The 15,023-nt window shown below is 37.4% G+C and carries 10 protein-coding genes and 1 other annotated feature; of the genes, 1 reads left to right on the plus strand and 9 read right to left on the minus strand.

Annotated elements, in window-relative coordinates:
• Positions 1 to 201: 201 nt before the first annotated feature.
• Positions 202 to 1,452 carry a BaiN/RdsA family NAD(P)/FAD-dependent oxidoreductase gene (locus ACVYAD_RS16210; RefSeq protein ID WP_476427132.1) on the plus strand — a complete coding sequence of 417 codons (1,251 nt, stop codon included), beginning with the start codon at positions 202 to 204 and terminating at the stop codon, positions 1,450 to 1,452.
• 302 nt (positions 1,453 to 1,754) lie between these two features.
• Here ACVYAD_RS16210 and ACVYAD_RS16215 read toward each other — a convergent pair whose 3' ends face one another.
• The 9 genes from ACVYAD_RS16215 to ACVYAD_RS16255 all read right to left on the minus strand — a co-directional run bounded on the left by ACVYAD_RS16215 (position 1,755) and on the right by ACVYAD_RS16255 (position 14,919).
• On the minus strand, positions 1,755 to 2,447 hold the full coding sequence (locus ACVYAD_RS16215; RefSeq protein WP_476427133.1) for an AIM24 family protein: 693 nt from the start codon (positions 2,445 to 2,447) through the stop codon (positions 1,755 to 1,757).
• Between the two features lie 383 nt (positions 2,448 to 2,830).
• On the minus strand, positions 2,831 to 4,102 hold the full coding sequence (locus ACVYAD_RS16220; RefSeq protein WP_349659136.1) for an L-lactate MFS transporter: 1,272 nt from the start codon (positions 4,100 to 4,102) through the stop codon (positions 2,831 to 2,833).
• 913 nt (positions 4,103 to 5,015) lie between these two features.
• Positions 5,016 to 5,951 carry a DUF4181 domain-containing protein gene (locus tag ACVYAD_RS16225; RefSeq protein ID WP_476427135.1) on the minus strand — a complete coding sequence of 312 codons (936 nt, stop codon included), beginning with the start codon at positions 5,949 to 5,951 and terminating at the stop codon, positions 5,016 to 5,018.
• On the minus strand, positions 5,938 to 6,459 hold the full coding sequence (locus ACVYAD_RS16230) for a sigma-70 family RNA polymerase sigma factor (protein WP_476427136.1): 522 nt from the start codon (positions 6,457 to 6,459) through the stop codon (positions 5,938 to 5,940). The genes ACVYAD_RS16225 and ACVYAD_RS16230 overlap by 14 nt, the downstream gene beginning before the upstream one ends.
• Before the next feature lie 97 nt (positions 6,460 to 6,556).
• A complete protein-coding gene (leuS, locus tag ACVYAD_RS16235; RefSeq protein ID WP_476427137.1) occupies positions 6,557 to 8,974 on the minus strand; it encodes a leucine--tRNA ligase in 2,418 nt (805 codons plus the stop codon).
• Positions 8,975 to 9,064: 90 nt separating this feature from the next.
• Positions 9,065 to 9,276: a binding site (T-box leader), on the minus strand.
• Positions 9,277 to 9,407: 131 nt separating this feature from the next.
• Positions 9,408 to 11,159 carry a dihydroxyacetone kinase subunit DhaK gene (gene dhaK, locus ACVYAD_RS16240; RefSeq protein WP_476427138.1) on the minus strand — a complete coding sequence of 584 codons (1,752 nt, stop codon included), beginning with the start codon at positions 11,157 to 11,159 and terminating at the stop codon, positions 9,408 to 9,410.
• Between the two features lie 286 nt (positions 11,160 to 11,445).
• Positions 11,446 to 13,170, minus strand: coding sequence for a SulP family inorganic anion transporter (locus tag ACVYAD_RS16245; protein WP_476427140.1), 1,725 nt, complete (start codon positions 13,168 to 13,170; stop codon positions 11,446 to 11,448).
• A 56-nt stretch (positions 13,171 to 13,226) separates the two neighbouring features.
• On the minus strand, positions 13,227 to 13,592 hold the full coding sequence (locus tag ACVYAD_RS16250) for an ArsR/SmtB family transcription factor (protein ID WP_476427141.1): 366 nt from the start codon (positions 13,590 to 13,592) through the stop codon (positions 13,227 to 13,229).
• A gap of 148 nt (positions 13,593 to 13,740) precedes the next feature.
• The gene (locus ACVYAD_RS16255) at positions 13,741 to 14,919 is read right to left on the minus strand and encodes an MDR family MFS transporter (protein ID WP_476427142.1); all 1,179 of its coding nucleotides are present in this window, start codon (positions 14,917 to 14,919) and stop codon (positions 13,741 to 13,743) included.
• Between the last annotated feature and the right edge of the window lie 104 nt (positions 14,920 to 15,023).

A 15,023-nucleotide genomic window follows, 5' to 3' on the forward strand; every position in this document is an offset into this window, starting at 1 on the left:
GAAGATCAACTAATATGGCATGGCATATGTTTTAACTAATGGCATCCCCAACACTTGATGACGAGCCCTTCGTGAAAGTAGAAGATAAGAAATTATAAAATACTTTTGTCGTATTTTCAATGTGAAAGAAGCCTCTCTATATAGACTTCATGTATAATAGGAAAGATTCCTAATTTGAAAAGAAAGTGAGTTTTTAAATATATGTACGATGTTATCGTTATCGGTGGTGGCCCATCCGGTTTAATGGCTGCTATAGCCGCTGGAGAACGTAAAAAGAAAGTATTATTACTAGAAAAAGGAACAAAGCTCGGCAAAAAATTGGCCATTTCAGGCGGTGGTCGCTGTAATGTCACTAATCGTTTGCCCGTTGAAGAAATAGTCAAGCACATCCCTGGAAATGGCCGTTTTCTTTACAGCCCATTCACGGTTTATAATAACGAAGATATTATTGCATTTTTCGAAGGACTTGGTGTGGCATTAAAAGAAGAGGATCACGGACGTATGTTTCCTGTATCTAACCGCGCGCAGGATGTTGTAGATGCACTTATTCGTCAGCTTCAGAGACTTCATATTGAAGTGCGCTTAAACACACCCGTTAATAAGCTTCTAATGGATGAAGAAAAAATTCTCGGGGTACGCCTTACAGATGGCACAGAAATTCGTAGCGAGGCAGTAGTCGTTGCCGTTGGTGGGAAAGCTGTTCCACAAACTGGCTCAACAGGCGATGGTTATCCATGGGCAGAGCGTGCCGGCCATACAATTACTACACTTTTCCCTACTGAGGTTCCTGTTCTATCAAAAGAGGATTTCATTCAAGCTTGTGAGCTACAAGGACTTGCGTTACGCGATGTCGCTGTCTCTGTTTTAAACAAGAAGGGCAAAGTACTCGTAACACATCAAATGGACATGCTTTTCACTCATTTTGGGATAAGCGGTCCTGCTGTTTTACGCTGCAGTCAATTTATCGTGAAAGAATTGATGAAAACAGGATACGAACCTGTGACAATGCGTATTCAAACACTTGTTGATTATAATGAGGAAACGTGCTTGCAACATTTAAACAAACTCATTAAAGAAGATCCCAAAAAAGCGGTGAAAAATGTATGGAAGGGTATTGCTCCTGAACGCTGGCTACTATTTTTATGTGAGCGTGCAAATATCGATGTGCAAATGACAGGCGCTGAATTATCACAGGAGAAAGTCCGCAACTTAGCTAGATTACTCGTCAATTTCACAATGACAGTTAGTGGGACACAATCTCTTGAAAAAGCATTTGTCACTGGTGGTGGCGTCTCTGTTAAAGAGATTGAACCAAAGACTATGGCTTCGAAGAAAAAGAATGGTTTATTTTTCTGCGGGGAAATCCTTGATGTTCATGGCTACACAGGTGGCTATAATATTACGTCTGCACTCGTTACAGGACGTATTGCAGGGATGAACGCAGGAATGTAAGATACTCTATTTCGGACTTATATTAGTGGTTTTATCACATAAAAACTATTGGGTAATAAAGCTCTTCGGCAAAGCGAGGGGTTAATTTCCGTTTCCGACTGAGCGCTTTCCTATGGGCGTCCGATGAGCCGCCCATAGGAAGCATTGCTCTGTGCGAAAGCGTAGCGGCAGCAACAACAAAGCGAGTAGCCTGGAACGGAAATCAACTCATTAAATGCACCACAACATTCACAAAGATTTCCTTGAACATTTTATTTTTCCACATTATAAAAAGCGTGTCCTGAGAACGCGGACACGCTTTTTTAGCTTTCTTTTGACATATATACTTCCTCATATGGTTGAATGATGACAAACCCTTCACCTGAAAATGCCATTTGAATAGATTCACCACTACCTCGACCGATAAATGTTCGGAAGCTAATATCTGTTTTAAACTCTGGGGACAAAGTACCGGACCAAGCTACAGTAGCATGTGGATCAGTATAAACCGTTTCACCAGGCTTTACTAACAAGGTTAACGGTTCGAAATGAGTTGTAATGGCAACCTTCCCTCTTCCTTGTAAAGTTACATTAAACAATCCACCAGACATAACTCCTGCCATTTTACGCATTAAATGAATATCCCAATCAATACTAGGCTCAAATGCGAGTAAATCATTACCGTTTACACAAATTGTTTCATCCTTTAGATCGAAGACTGTTACTTTTTTCCCTTGATCGGCTAAATAAAGTCGCCCCTTACCCATCGCTTTCATAAGTTGAGTACCTTCGCCGGTTAATGCCTTTTTAAACATTTTACCTAAGCCATGCTCCAGCACACGCTCACGCTCAAACTTAATATCTCCTACATAAGAAATCATTGCGCCCATTTTCGACCAAACCTCGCCATTTAGGTTAACCTCTAATACACGCTCAGTTTCTAACTCGAAATATTCATTTTCGCTATCGTCCTGCTGTGTTTTATTAATAAACTCATTTAAAGAAAATTTCCCCATATATCAATGCCTCCTTATTTATTTTATATACGTTTTAAGTTCCGGAAAGATTCAATCAAATTATCCGAGGGGTAAAAACAAACGATTGAATGATGCGTTGAATCTTTTATTCATGAAATTTCAAAAAATGAAATGGTATCTAAACCCACTAGCAAATTAGTTCATACACCTCGCATTTGCTTTCCGTTACAAAATTTCTCTTTTAGTAGCGAATTCACTTTATTTCCCATAATGATATTGACAGCAGACATCAACTGTTATACATTAAACAGAGATTAATCGAGTGTTATATAACAACAGCTACAAAAAAAGACCATACAAGCGTCATGTGCGAAATGACACTCATATGGCCATTACCTTCAAGTGCGAATTGAAAGTAAACTTTATTGTGTAGCGGAGACGTCTCCAACCTTTTGAGAAGCTTCTTTTAATGCTGTTCGTTTACGTACATCTGCACGTAATGTTAATGCAATAATTAATGAAGCTGCAATTAACCCTGTAAATACATAGAATACAGGAATATAGCTACCATAAGCATTTTTAATAGTGCTTACTAAAAGTGGACCAAAAATACCACCTAAAGACCAAGTCGTTAATAAATAACCATGAATAACTCCAAGTTGTTTCGTACCGAATAAATCACTTGCAAATGCAGGTAGATTAGAGAAACCTCCACCATAGCAACTAACAACTAAGAAAATAAGTGCTTGGAAAATAATAACGTTTGTAGTATGCGGTAAGACGATAAATGTAACTAGCTGTGCGATAAAGAAAATTACAAAGACATTCGAACGACCAATATAGTCAGACACAGCAGCCCATATTAAACGACCACCACCATTAAATAATCCCATTATACCTACCATTGCTGCGGCTCCCGCAACTGATAAACCTACAATTTCTTGAGCCATTGGAGATGCAACAGAAATCATCATAATACCTGCTGTTACGTTTACTAAATGCATTGACCAAAGCATCCAGAAATGCTTAGTTTTCACAGCTTCACGTGCTGACATGACAGCTAAATCTTTCTTCACTACTTCTTTACCATTATCTGCAGCCGCCTTCATATTCGCTGGCATATAACCAGGTTTAGGCGGTGCTATATATGAAGCCCCTAAAATCATTAACGTGAAATAACTTGCCCCTAAAATAAAGTACGTTGTAGAAATTCCCACAGCCCCCATTAAGTTAGCTGCGACTGGCGCTGTAATAAGTGCTCCTGAACCAAATCCAAGTACAGCCATACCTGTTGCTAGTCCTCGGCGATCCGGGAACCATTTTACTAATGTCGATACAGGCGCAATATAACCAATACCCATACCCAATCCACTTAGTAAACCATATGTTAACCAGTATAATGTTACGGAATCCATTGAAATAGCTACACCTGCACCAGCTTGTCCTGCCCCAAATAGAACAGCTGCTATCATCGCAGATTTACGTGGCCCCATTTTTTCTACTAAGTTACCAAATAATGCTGCCGAAAAACCAGCAAGCCCCATCATTATTGTGAAGGCAACCGTTACGTTTGTTTCACTCCATCCCATTTCTGTAACAATCGGTATCTTGTATACACTATATGCATATGCTCCACCGATTGAAAGGTGAATAGCGATTGCAGATAATGCAATTAACCATCTATTTTTATTCATAATTTCTCTTTTCTCCCCTCTTTTGCTACCTGTGAAAACTTTATGAACGTCTCTGTAAAACAATTTACCACTTAGAATTATTCAAATGCAAGATGTTTTTTAAAAAAATATTATTTCTGCAAAAAGTATTTTATTTTTCACCCCAATAATTTTATAACGTAAACCCTACAGTCTCTAAGCAAATAGATGTTTTTTAAACAAAAACCATAACATTTTTTAGCTATTATTATTTTTCTACTCTATTATACAACTTCATATTAACTATATTAATATAATTAATTTTGTGCATATTTTCACATACAATCAATGTATACCCCACTTTTTCTAACGCTTATTATTTCTTCGTGTTTCTATAAAGGTTCATAAACAAATATCCATTAAGTAGAAATAACGTGGATAAAAGAGAATTTTAAAGCCTAAATAGACAAATTTCGTTCGTGCAAAAGGGAATGTGAAAATCATATTAAATGATTTAATTAACTTTTAATGGATATTCAATTAAATAAATACAATACACATTGTGCATACTTTAAAACGATTAATAATTACTTATTGATTTTTATTATTCAAATATATATTTTTTCTTTTAGTAAAAATCCTACACATTCTTTTTAGCTATGGCTAGTTATACTTTTCAAACTAAAAAACAACTAAACCAATCAGTTATAACAGAAATATTTGCTATAGCGCACAAGTAAAAACAGTACTTTTCAACCAAATACTGTTAATGTTTATAAAAACCAATTATAGATTTTTTTATGTAAATACTAACTTTGACGAAGATATGCATTCTATTAGAGACGGTCAATCTAAGGCGGTCTTCAAGACATATTTTGAAATGAAGTTCCCCATTAATCTAGTTACATATCAAAAAAAGAGATGCTCGAAGAATTTCAGAGCACCTCTTTCCTTTTTATGAAAAATAAATGATAAATACAATTATTAGTACTAGTGACATAATAAACAATCCAATTGATATATAATGTCTTTTTTCCTCTCGCCCATAATTATAGTCAATCGCAATAGAACTTATCATGGCGACAGCTAAAAATCCGGATATTGCAGCTATATAGATAAACCATCCATATAGATTCATTAAAATTAAAATTGCCCCTTCTATAAACTTAACAATATATGTTGTACGTTGATGGCCTGTATTTATATATTTTGGCTCCTTTGAGATGCTAAACTTTTTTCTAATAACTATCTCGATAAGTAACCCTAGAAAGAGAGCAATTATTAAAAAAGTAACCATCTCACCGAAACTAATATCTTTATCATCTTTTCGCATAAGGGCAATAAATGCTGACGCAGTGTCAGCATCTTCCACCTTGTAGAAGATATTTGTATGTCTATCGCTAAAAGCTAACAGCTCATCGTTTAAGTACATTTTTAGCTGCACAACCTGCCCATTGTCAAACTCTACCCATACATCACGATATGCATAGTAATCATCATCCTTCTTCGAAATAACTGCCTTTTGAAGCGTATTGGCAATGAGCTTTGTTTCCGAATCATTTTTATAAGACTGTTGCCCTAAAATCCAGCCAGTTCTTCCGGCCTTAAAGGTATCCTCCTCCCAATTATACGCACTCGTAAACTGTTTAACCTCATGTTGGGCTAGTTCAATAATCGTAGCATGCTTAGATAAATCTACTTGCTTCCATGGACCAATTACAATCAAGAAGAGGATCGTCACGACTGCTCCAATGAAAACCATTGGATATTGCCATCTACGAGATTGTTTATTTTGCTGAACTACATTGTGCAAAATACGATCCTGCAATTGTTGTGAGAAACGCGGGGCTTCTCCAAGCTCTTTATCCAGTTTATTTTTAAAAGATGTCATCTTCTAGCACCTCCCAATGGTTTTTGTCCAGTTCTCCCTGCAATATTTGTCTAGCTCTACGAAGTCTTGTTTTCACTGTATTTTCGGTACATGCAAGTACCTCCGCTATCTCACGAACCTTTAATTCTTGGTAATAATAAAGAATAATTACTTCTCGGTAGTTGATTGGAAGTTCAAACAAAGCTGCTGTTACAATTCTTCGTTCATCCTTTTCAATCAAATTTGTTTCTGGCGATCGTTTATTGACGCCAATGTGCAGCTTTTCAAATAAAATATGTCGCTTATTTCTCCAACTTCGTAAATAGTCATGACTTTTATGTACTGTTATTTTTACTAAATATGTTTTTAGCGAGGATCGTTGTTCAAAGCGCTCCCGTTGCCGATAATAAGCAAAAAAGACATCTTGAACGATTTCTTCTGCAATAGCCCAGTCTTTCACATATAGATAAGCTACTCGAAGGCAATACTCACCATGCTCTTCCATAATATTTGCTAAATGCTCACTCAAACAAACACCTCCTATTCACACTATAGTCGTATCAAAATCTTATATGGTTTCAGCAAAAAAGAAAAAAGTGCCCAAATATTGGACACTTTTCACATTATTATTTCACGACGATATTAACAAGCTTACCTGGAATGACAATTATTTTTACTAAGTCTTTGCCTGCCATATACTCTTGTACTTTATCATCTGCAAGAGCTACTTTTTCGATTTCTTCTTTTGAAGCATCTTTCGCTACGACGATTTTTGCACGTACTTTGCCTAGTACTTGTACAGCGATTTCCACTTCATCATCTACAAGTTTAGCCTCATCATATGTTGGCCATTCCTTATATGAAAGTGATTCATCATGACCTAATATCTGCCATAGTTCTTCAGCAACGTGTGGCACCATTGGAGCTAGCATTTTCACAAAGCCTTCAGCGTATTCTGTTGGAATTACATCCGCTTTGTAGCAATCATTGATGAATACCATCATTTGTGAAATGGCTGTATTGAAGCGAATACCTTCATAATCCTCTGTCACTTTTTTCACAGTTTGATGATATGATTTTTCTAATGTTTTGTCATCAGAAACTTGAATTTTCGCAGCGATTGTACCATCTTCTTCATTAACAAATAGACGCCAAATACGATCTAAGAAGCGACGTGCCCCGTCCAAGCCATTTGTTGACCATGCAACAGATGCTTCAAGTGGACCCATAAACATTTCATATAGACGTAAAGTATCCGCACCGTGTGAAGAAATGATTTCATCTGGGTTAACGACATTACCTTTTGATTTAGACATTTTCTCATTACCTTCACCAAGAATCATCCCTTGGTTAAATAATTTATGGAATGGCTCTTTCGTGTGTACAACACCTAAATCGTATAATACTTTATGCCAGAAGCGAGCGTATAGTAAGTGCAATACCGCATGCTCTGCCCCACCGATATAAATATCAACTGGTAACCAACGTTTCAGTAATTCAGGGTCTGCGATTGCTTCTTTATTTGTTGGGTCAATATAACGAATGAAGTACCAGCTAGAACCTGCCCACTGTGGCATCGTATTCGTTTCGCGACGACCTTTTTTGCCTGTTTCAGGATCAACAACATTTACCCATTCAGAAATGTTCGCTAACGGAGATTCACCCGTACCTGAAGGACGAATATTATCTGTTTTTGGTAGTACTAATGGTAATTCTGATTCCGGTACTGGCGTCGTTGTACCATCTTCCCAATGAATCATAGGAATTGGCTCACCCCAGTAACGTTGACGAGAGAATAACCAGTCGCGAAGACGGTAAGAGATTTTCTTCTCTCCTACACCTTTTTCTTCAAGCCATTGAATTGCCTTAGCAATACCTTCCTCTTTGTTTAAGCCATCAAGGAAGTCAGAGTTAATATGTTTACCATCACCTGTGAAGGCTTCTTTGCTAATGTCTCCACCTTCAAGGACAGGAATAATTTCTAAACCAAATTCTGTAGCGAATTCATAGTCGCGCTCATCATGTGCTGGAACTGCCATAATTGCACCAGTACCGTATGATACTAACACATAGTCCGCAACCCAAATCGGCATTTTTTTACCGTTAATTGGATTAATTGCATAGGCACCTGTGAATACGCCTGTTTTTTCTTTTGCTAAATCTGTGCGTTCTAAATCAGATTTCAATTTTACTTTATCTAAATAAGCTTCAACAGCTTGTCGTTGTTCAGCAGATGTAATTTGATCCACTAATTTATGCTCGGGTGCAATAACACAGTATGTAGCACCAAATAATGTATCAGGACGAGTTGTAAACACCGTGAAGTTTTCATCTGTTCCATCTATATTAAATGTTACTTCTGCACCTTCCGAACGACCAATCCAGTTACGTTGCATATCCTTAATAGACTCTGGCCAATCAACTTCCTCTAAGTCATCGATTAAACGATCAGCATAGGCAGTAATTTTAAGCATCCATTGTTTCATTGGACGACGTTCTACAGGGTGACCACCACGCTCTGACTTTCCATCAATAACTTCTTCGTTTGCAAGTACTGTTCCAAGTGCTGGACACCAGTTTACAGCTACTTCATCTACATAGGCTAAGCCTTTGTTATAAAGTTGGATAAAGATCCATTGTGTCCATTTATAATATTCTGGATCTGTTGTGTTAATTTCACGATCCCAGTCATAGCTAAAACCTAACTCTTGGATTTGACGCTTAAATGTTGCAATATTTTTCGCTGTAAATTCTGCAGGGTCATTTCCTGTATCAAGTGCATATTGCTCTGCAGGTAAACCGAATGCATCCCAGCCCATAGGATGTAGGACGTTATAACCTTGCATACGCTTGAAGCGTGAAAGGATGTCTGTCGCTGTATAGCCCTCTGGATGTCCTACATGAAGACCAGCACCAGATGGATATGGGAACATATCTAACGCATAAAATTTTGGTTTTTCTGTTTCGTTTTCAGTTTTAAACGTTTTATTATCAGCCCAATATTGCTGCCACTTTTTTTCGATTTGTTGATGATTAAAACTCATTATTTTTCCTCCTTTGAATGTGTCATGCTCTTCAACTTAAGAATTGACAAAATATTTAAAAAATAAAAAAACTCGCCCCTTTCTTCATTAGAAAGGGACGAGAGAATTCGTATCTCCCGCGGTACCACCCACATTAGTGATCACACTCAGCTTTAGCTTCCTTAACGCGGAAGGAACGGCACGAGCTGTTTCACTCGGGCAGACTCAGAAGGCGAGTTCAATTTGCTTTCCTACTAGCTCCCACCAACCGCTAGCTCTCTAAAAAGAAACACAAATTTACTATTCCTCATCATTGTCTTACATGTATTGCATTTATTCTAATGGAAAGTACTGAAAAGCACAAGACTTTGTTTACATACTAACCATTTTTGAACAAATTAAATCCCTAAGAAGGTAACAATATTCGAAATAAGTTGTATCCATAGTGCTCGCTTTATTTTAAACTACAAGAAAGCTCCGTAAAGATAACTCCTAGCGCATAAGCACCGGCATCCGGATAACCTAGACTTCTTTCACCAACTGTTCCAGCGCGACCCATTCGAGCTACGATTTCCTTTGTATATTCCGCTCCTTTAACAGCAGCCTCTGCCCCTTTCTCAAAAGCTGTTTTAAAGTCCGCACCAGTTGCAGCACTTTCTGACCAGGAATTCACACAAGGTACAAGCGCATCTACAAGCGTTTTATCGCCTACCTCTGCCCCTCTTCCGAAAGAACGCTCACCGACAGATTGTATACCTTTCAGCGTAGCTTGTAACATTTCAGCAAACTCTCCGACAGTTAATTCCATTTTCCCCTCCACTGCTTTACTAGCAGCTCGGAAAGCCCCGCCCCAAATTGGACCAGAAGCTCCTCCACAATGTTCCATAATGATCATGGAACAACCATCAAGGAAAGTCCCAATACTTAAATGTTCATGATTTAGAATCGAGCTCCATCCTCGTTTTAATTCCTTAAAACCTTTTGCGACACTCATTCCGAAATCGCCGTCACCTGCATAGGTATCCAATTCGCAGAAAGACACTTCGTTCTTAATAATAATCTCACTCATTTTATCTACAAGATAAATCATATTATTTAATGTGATTACCTCGTTTTTAATGATAGCGTGTTCTTCTTCTGTTTCCGTCTCAAAGAATACCTCTTTCTCTTCTACGTTATCATTAATATCTACGTATTCTACACGTTCAACTGGTCCATCTACCTTAAATGCAGGTGTATTACATTCTTTCGATAATAATGTATTCAGTTCATTATCTAGTTTCATTACTGTAAGAGAGATCCCAGCCATATCAATACTTGTCATGTAATTGCCGACAAACGTTCTATTGATTCGTATATTTCTTTTACTCAGCTCTCTAGTAACCGCATTATTAAACAGATAAAGTTCTTGAAGTGGTGTACCACCAAATCCATTTACTAGAACAGCAATTTCAGCATCTTTATCTAATCCTAAATCTTTCATAAGGTCATTTGTCATACGTAAAGCTAATTCATCTGCAGCCATTATTTTTTCTCTTTTTCTTCCTGGCTCTCCATGAATACCGACACCATATTCCATCTCGTCTTCACCCAATTTGAAAGTAGGTGATCCACTAGCAGGAACCGTACAGGAAGTTAGTGCCAGACCAATTGTTCGAACATTTGCCGCTGCTTTTTCCGCTACAGCTTTAACCTGCATCAAATCCATACCTTCTTCTGCAGCTGCACCAGCAATTTTATGTACTAACACAACTCCTGCAACGCCGCGGCGTCCTACTGTATAAAGGCTATCTTCTACTGCAATATCATCTTCTACGCGAACGTACTCTACTTGAATGCCATCCTCCATAGCTAAGTGGGCGCCATTTTTAAAATTCATTATATCCCCGCTGTAATTTTTAATTATGAGCAGTGTACCTTTTTGGCTGGCTGTTGCTTTAATTGCTTGATATACCTGTATTTGTGAAGGAGAGGCAAACACATCACCACATACCGCAGCATCTAGCATTCCTTTTCCTACTAACCCTGCATGTGCTGGTTCATGTCCACTACCGCCACCGCTAATTAAAGTTACCTTATTTGCATTCATTGCTTTTTTCTTAATTATTTTATATTTTTTTAACAGCTCAAGTTCCGGGTGAGCCATAACTATCCCATTGCACATTTCCATAACAAGTGATTCAGGTTGATTCATAATTTTTTTCATCTTAATCCTCCCCTATAAGTTTTGTCACATTTTACGGAGCCTATTTGTAGACATACTTCTATAATTATTCAAAGAAGATTCCCGCTATGATACCCCTCGAAATATATTTAAAAACGAATTCTAATTTACTATGTAAAATGAAAGTTTTGTCTAAAGATACTCATACTCGGCATAATTGCGTTCCTTTATTGCGGGATAAAGTGAAACTTTATCAGTGGGGTGTTTTCTGTACCCCACTGATCATTAGTCTTCACCAATCGGGCAATTAGGGGCAGTTCATTTATTATTACTGCCCCTTATTGCGGGATAGCTCCTGACATTCACGGAAAGCGAAATGCTTACAGCCAATACATTTATTTGTATCTAAATAGCTTAAAGCTTTATTAATCGCTTCTCCTGTATGCGGATAGAAATTATCTTCACCAATTTCATCATATAAGCCATTGTGCTGTAGTGCCTTTTTTAATTCGTCTTGTACTCCTGTAACTAAAATAGTGCCACCCTGTGTTTTAAAATTCCGAATGACATTACTAAAATACGACTCACCTGTTGAATCCATAAAAGGTACTTTACCCATGCGTAATACTAAAACTTTTTGTTCGTGCTGAATAGAACTTACAATTGCCTGCTCAAAGGTTTGAGCTGCGCCAAAGAAAAGAGGACCCTCAACTGTATAAATACTAATTTGTGGACAGTCTCGTTTTTGATGAACAACATGTGATTGTACCTTTCCACTCTCTTTCGAATGATCCGGTAAAACCTTTGTTACGACAAGCTTTTCGCTCATACGCTTTGCAAATAATACGACCGCTAGTACAAGCCCCACCTCTACAGCTAATGTTAAACTTGTAAAAACAGTAAGAAGGAACGTAATGATTAAAACGAGGGAATCTCCTGATTTTAATTTAACAATATGTGCAAAATGCTTTTGCTCACTCATATTCCAAGCAACAACCATTAAAACTGGAGCCATACTAGCTAATGGAATATGTGAAGCAAAAGGCGCAAGTAATAATAAAGTGACTAATACAAATACACCGTGAATAATACCTGATATTGGTGATACTCCACCTGTTTTAATATTTGTCGCAGTACGAGCAATAGCGCCTGTCGCAGGGATCCCTCCAAAGAAAGGAGTGACGATATTAGCAATCCCTTGACCAACAAGTTCTCGGTTACTATTATGCTTTGTATTTGTCATTCCATCCGCTACCACAGCAGATAAAAGTGATTCAATTCCACCAAGCATCGCAATCACAAAAGCTGGTCCAATAAGTAGCTGAATACGCTCCCATGTGATATCTGGAACTGCGAAATTTGGTAGTGTATTAGGAATTTGACCATAGGCTGTTGCGATTGTGGCAACTTGTCCAGAAAAAAAGAATGTTGCCACTAGTGTAGAAACAACAATTCCCGCTAACGCTCCTGGAACTTTAGGTAATACTTTCGGTGTTATTAAAATAATGATAAGACTTATGATCGCCGTTAAAACACTATAAAAGTTTGTCGTACCAATATGCATAACAATTTCTTTTACATTGTCAATAAAATACTCATGTCGTTTAATATTTGTTAAACCTAGGAAATTAGCAATTTGACCTGTAAAAATAATAACGGCTATTCCTGCTGTAAATCCAATTGTCACGGGTCGGGGAATAAATTTTATTAATGAGCCTAGTTTAAAAATACCCATTAAGCACAAAATAATCCCGGCCATTAATCCAGCGATTAGTAAGTTTTCATAGCCATACGAAATGACTATCCCTAATAAAATTGGCACAAAGGCACCTGTAGGTCCCCCTATTTGGAACTTCGAACCACCCAAAAGAGAAATAAGTATGCCAGCAATAAAAGCTGTATATATTCCATACTCAGGCTTAACACCTGACGCAATGGCAAAGGACATTGCCAGTGGTATTGCTACAATCCCGACAATTGTCCCTGAGATTAAATCTTTCTTCAAATGATGAACAGAATATCCTTCATATCGCCCTGTAAACAGTGACTTCATCTATAAATCTTCCCTTCAAAATAATAGCAAGGTAAATGTTTCGTAAAAACCCCAGTTTACATATCCTCTTCATTATCTTCATTAATAGTCATTTCTTCTAATCTTGTAATTGTATTTATTAAGTGATTATTAAAAATTTCTTTTGCGACGCCAAGTAACTCTCCAATCATCGGATCGCTTAAAGAATAATAAACTTTTTTCCCCTCTTTCGTTCCATACACAATATTTTTGCCTCGTAATACACTTAACTGCTGAGAAACAGCTGAGCCCTCTTTTTCTAAGTAACTTTGAATTTCATTGACATTTTTCTTACCGTCTACTAGTAATTCCAATATTCTAATTCGTAATGGATGTGCTAAAGCTTTAAAAAAATCTGCCTTAAATTGCTGCAAATCTTCCACATAAATCCCTCCATGAATCATATTCATATATTCAAATATTTGAATATGTATAGTTGATTGTACGCTAATATAAGCTAACTTTCAATGTCAAACATTAAAAAACGAGCAAAAAACGTGTTTCCCACACGGTTTTTGCTCGTTTTGAAAATATTTTTGTTAAATTTATCTATTAATCTGTCGCAGTGTTATTCTTTCGTAAAGGATAATCATAGATAAGGCATGGAATAATCGCAAGCAATACAATTATTACTAGAATTGAAACGAGTGCAATCATACCAAACTGATCAACCATAATACCACCAAATAGAGGGCCAATCATACGACCAGTTGTTGCTGCACTATTAATAATCCCTTGATAAAAGCCCTGACGCCCTTTTGGTGCAAGTTGATTGGCGATTGTAGGTAAGGCAGGCGTATAAAACATTTCACCAAAAGTTAGCACGACCATTGCTGCTCCAAACATTTTAAAATCGCTTGCAAACGCAATGATTCCAAAGGATATCGCGATAAGGACAACGCCAAATACTAATTGACGCTTCAAATTATTTTCCCAACGTTTCACTAGCGGCGCAATTAGCGGTTGCCCTAAAACGATAAGCAGACCATTAATAGTCCAAAGTAAGCTGTACTGTTTCAATCCTAACCCTAGATCTTGTGTATAGGCAGAAATAGTCGCACTCCATTGTGAATAAGCTACCCAGCATAGTACAGAGGAAGAACTTATAATTAATAATGCAAAAAACGGTGCTTTATTTATTATTCTCTTACTTTCACTCACGACATTCTTCGGCGCAATGCTCCCCGCTTCTAATCGTTTAAAAGTAAAAAATGCTATAAAAAAGAACAAAATATACATGGCTAAGTTGACCTTAAAGACGTAGTCAAATTGATAAGCAGCAACAACACCCGCAAGAGCAGGACCAATTGCTACACCTAAATTTTGAGCTAAATAAATTGCGTTAAAAGCCTTTCGTCCACCCTCGGGCCACGCAGTACCAGCTAAAGCAAACATTCCTGGGAATACAATACCCCCACTAAAGCCGAGTATCGTTAAAATCCACACATAATGTGGCCAGCCGTGCCAAATCGTTAAAGCAATTAATGATGCAATCGTCAAAAGAATGCCAAACATTGTTGATTTATAGCCACCTATTCTATCAAATAAGTAACCACCTAAGAGATTCCCTAATACGCCAGCAGCAGAATTCAACATCAACACAAAGCCAGCCATCGCAAGCGACTTCCCTAAATAATCATGCATATAAATGGCGTTTAAAGGCCATAAAAAAGAGTTGCCCGTCGTATTCACAAGCATACCAATAATTAAAAACCAAACACTTTTTGGCATAGAATGTCCTCCATTATTTCGCTACTCTAAATAGTTAGTTTATGTTTAAACATACAAAAGCACAAGAAAAATAAATTTACTCTTTTTACATATGCATTAGAATA

The organism is Lysinibacillus sp. G1-3 (assembly GCF_056322905.1).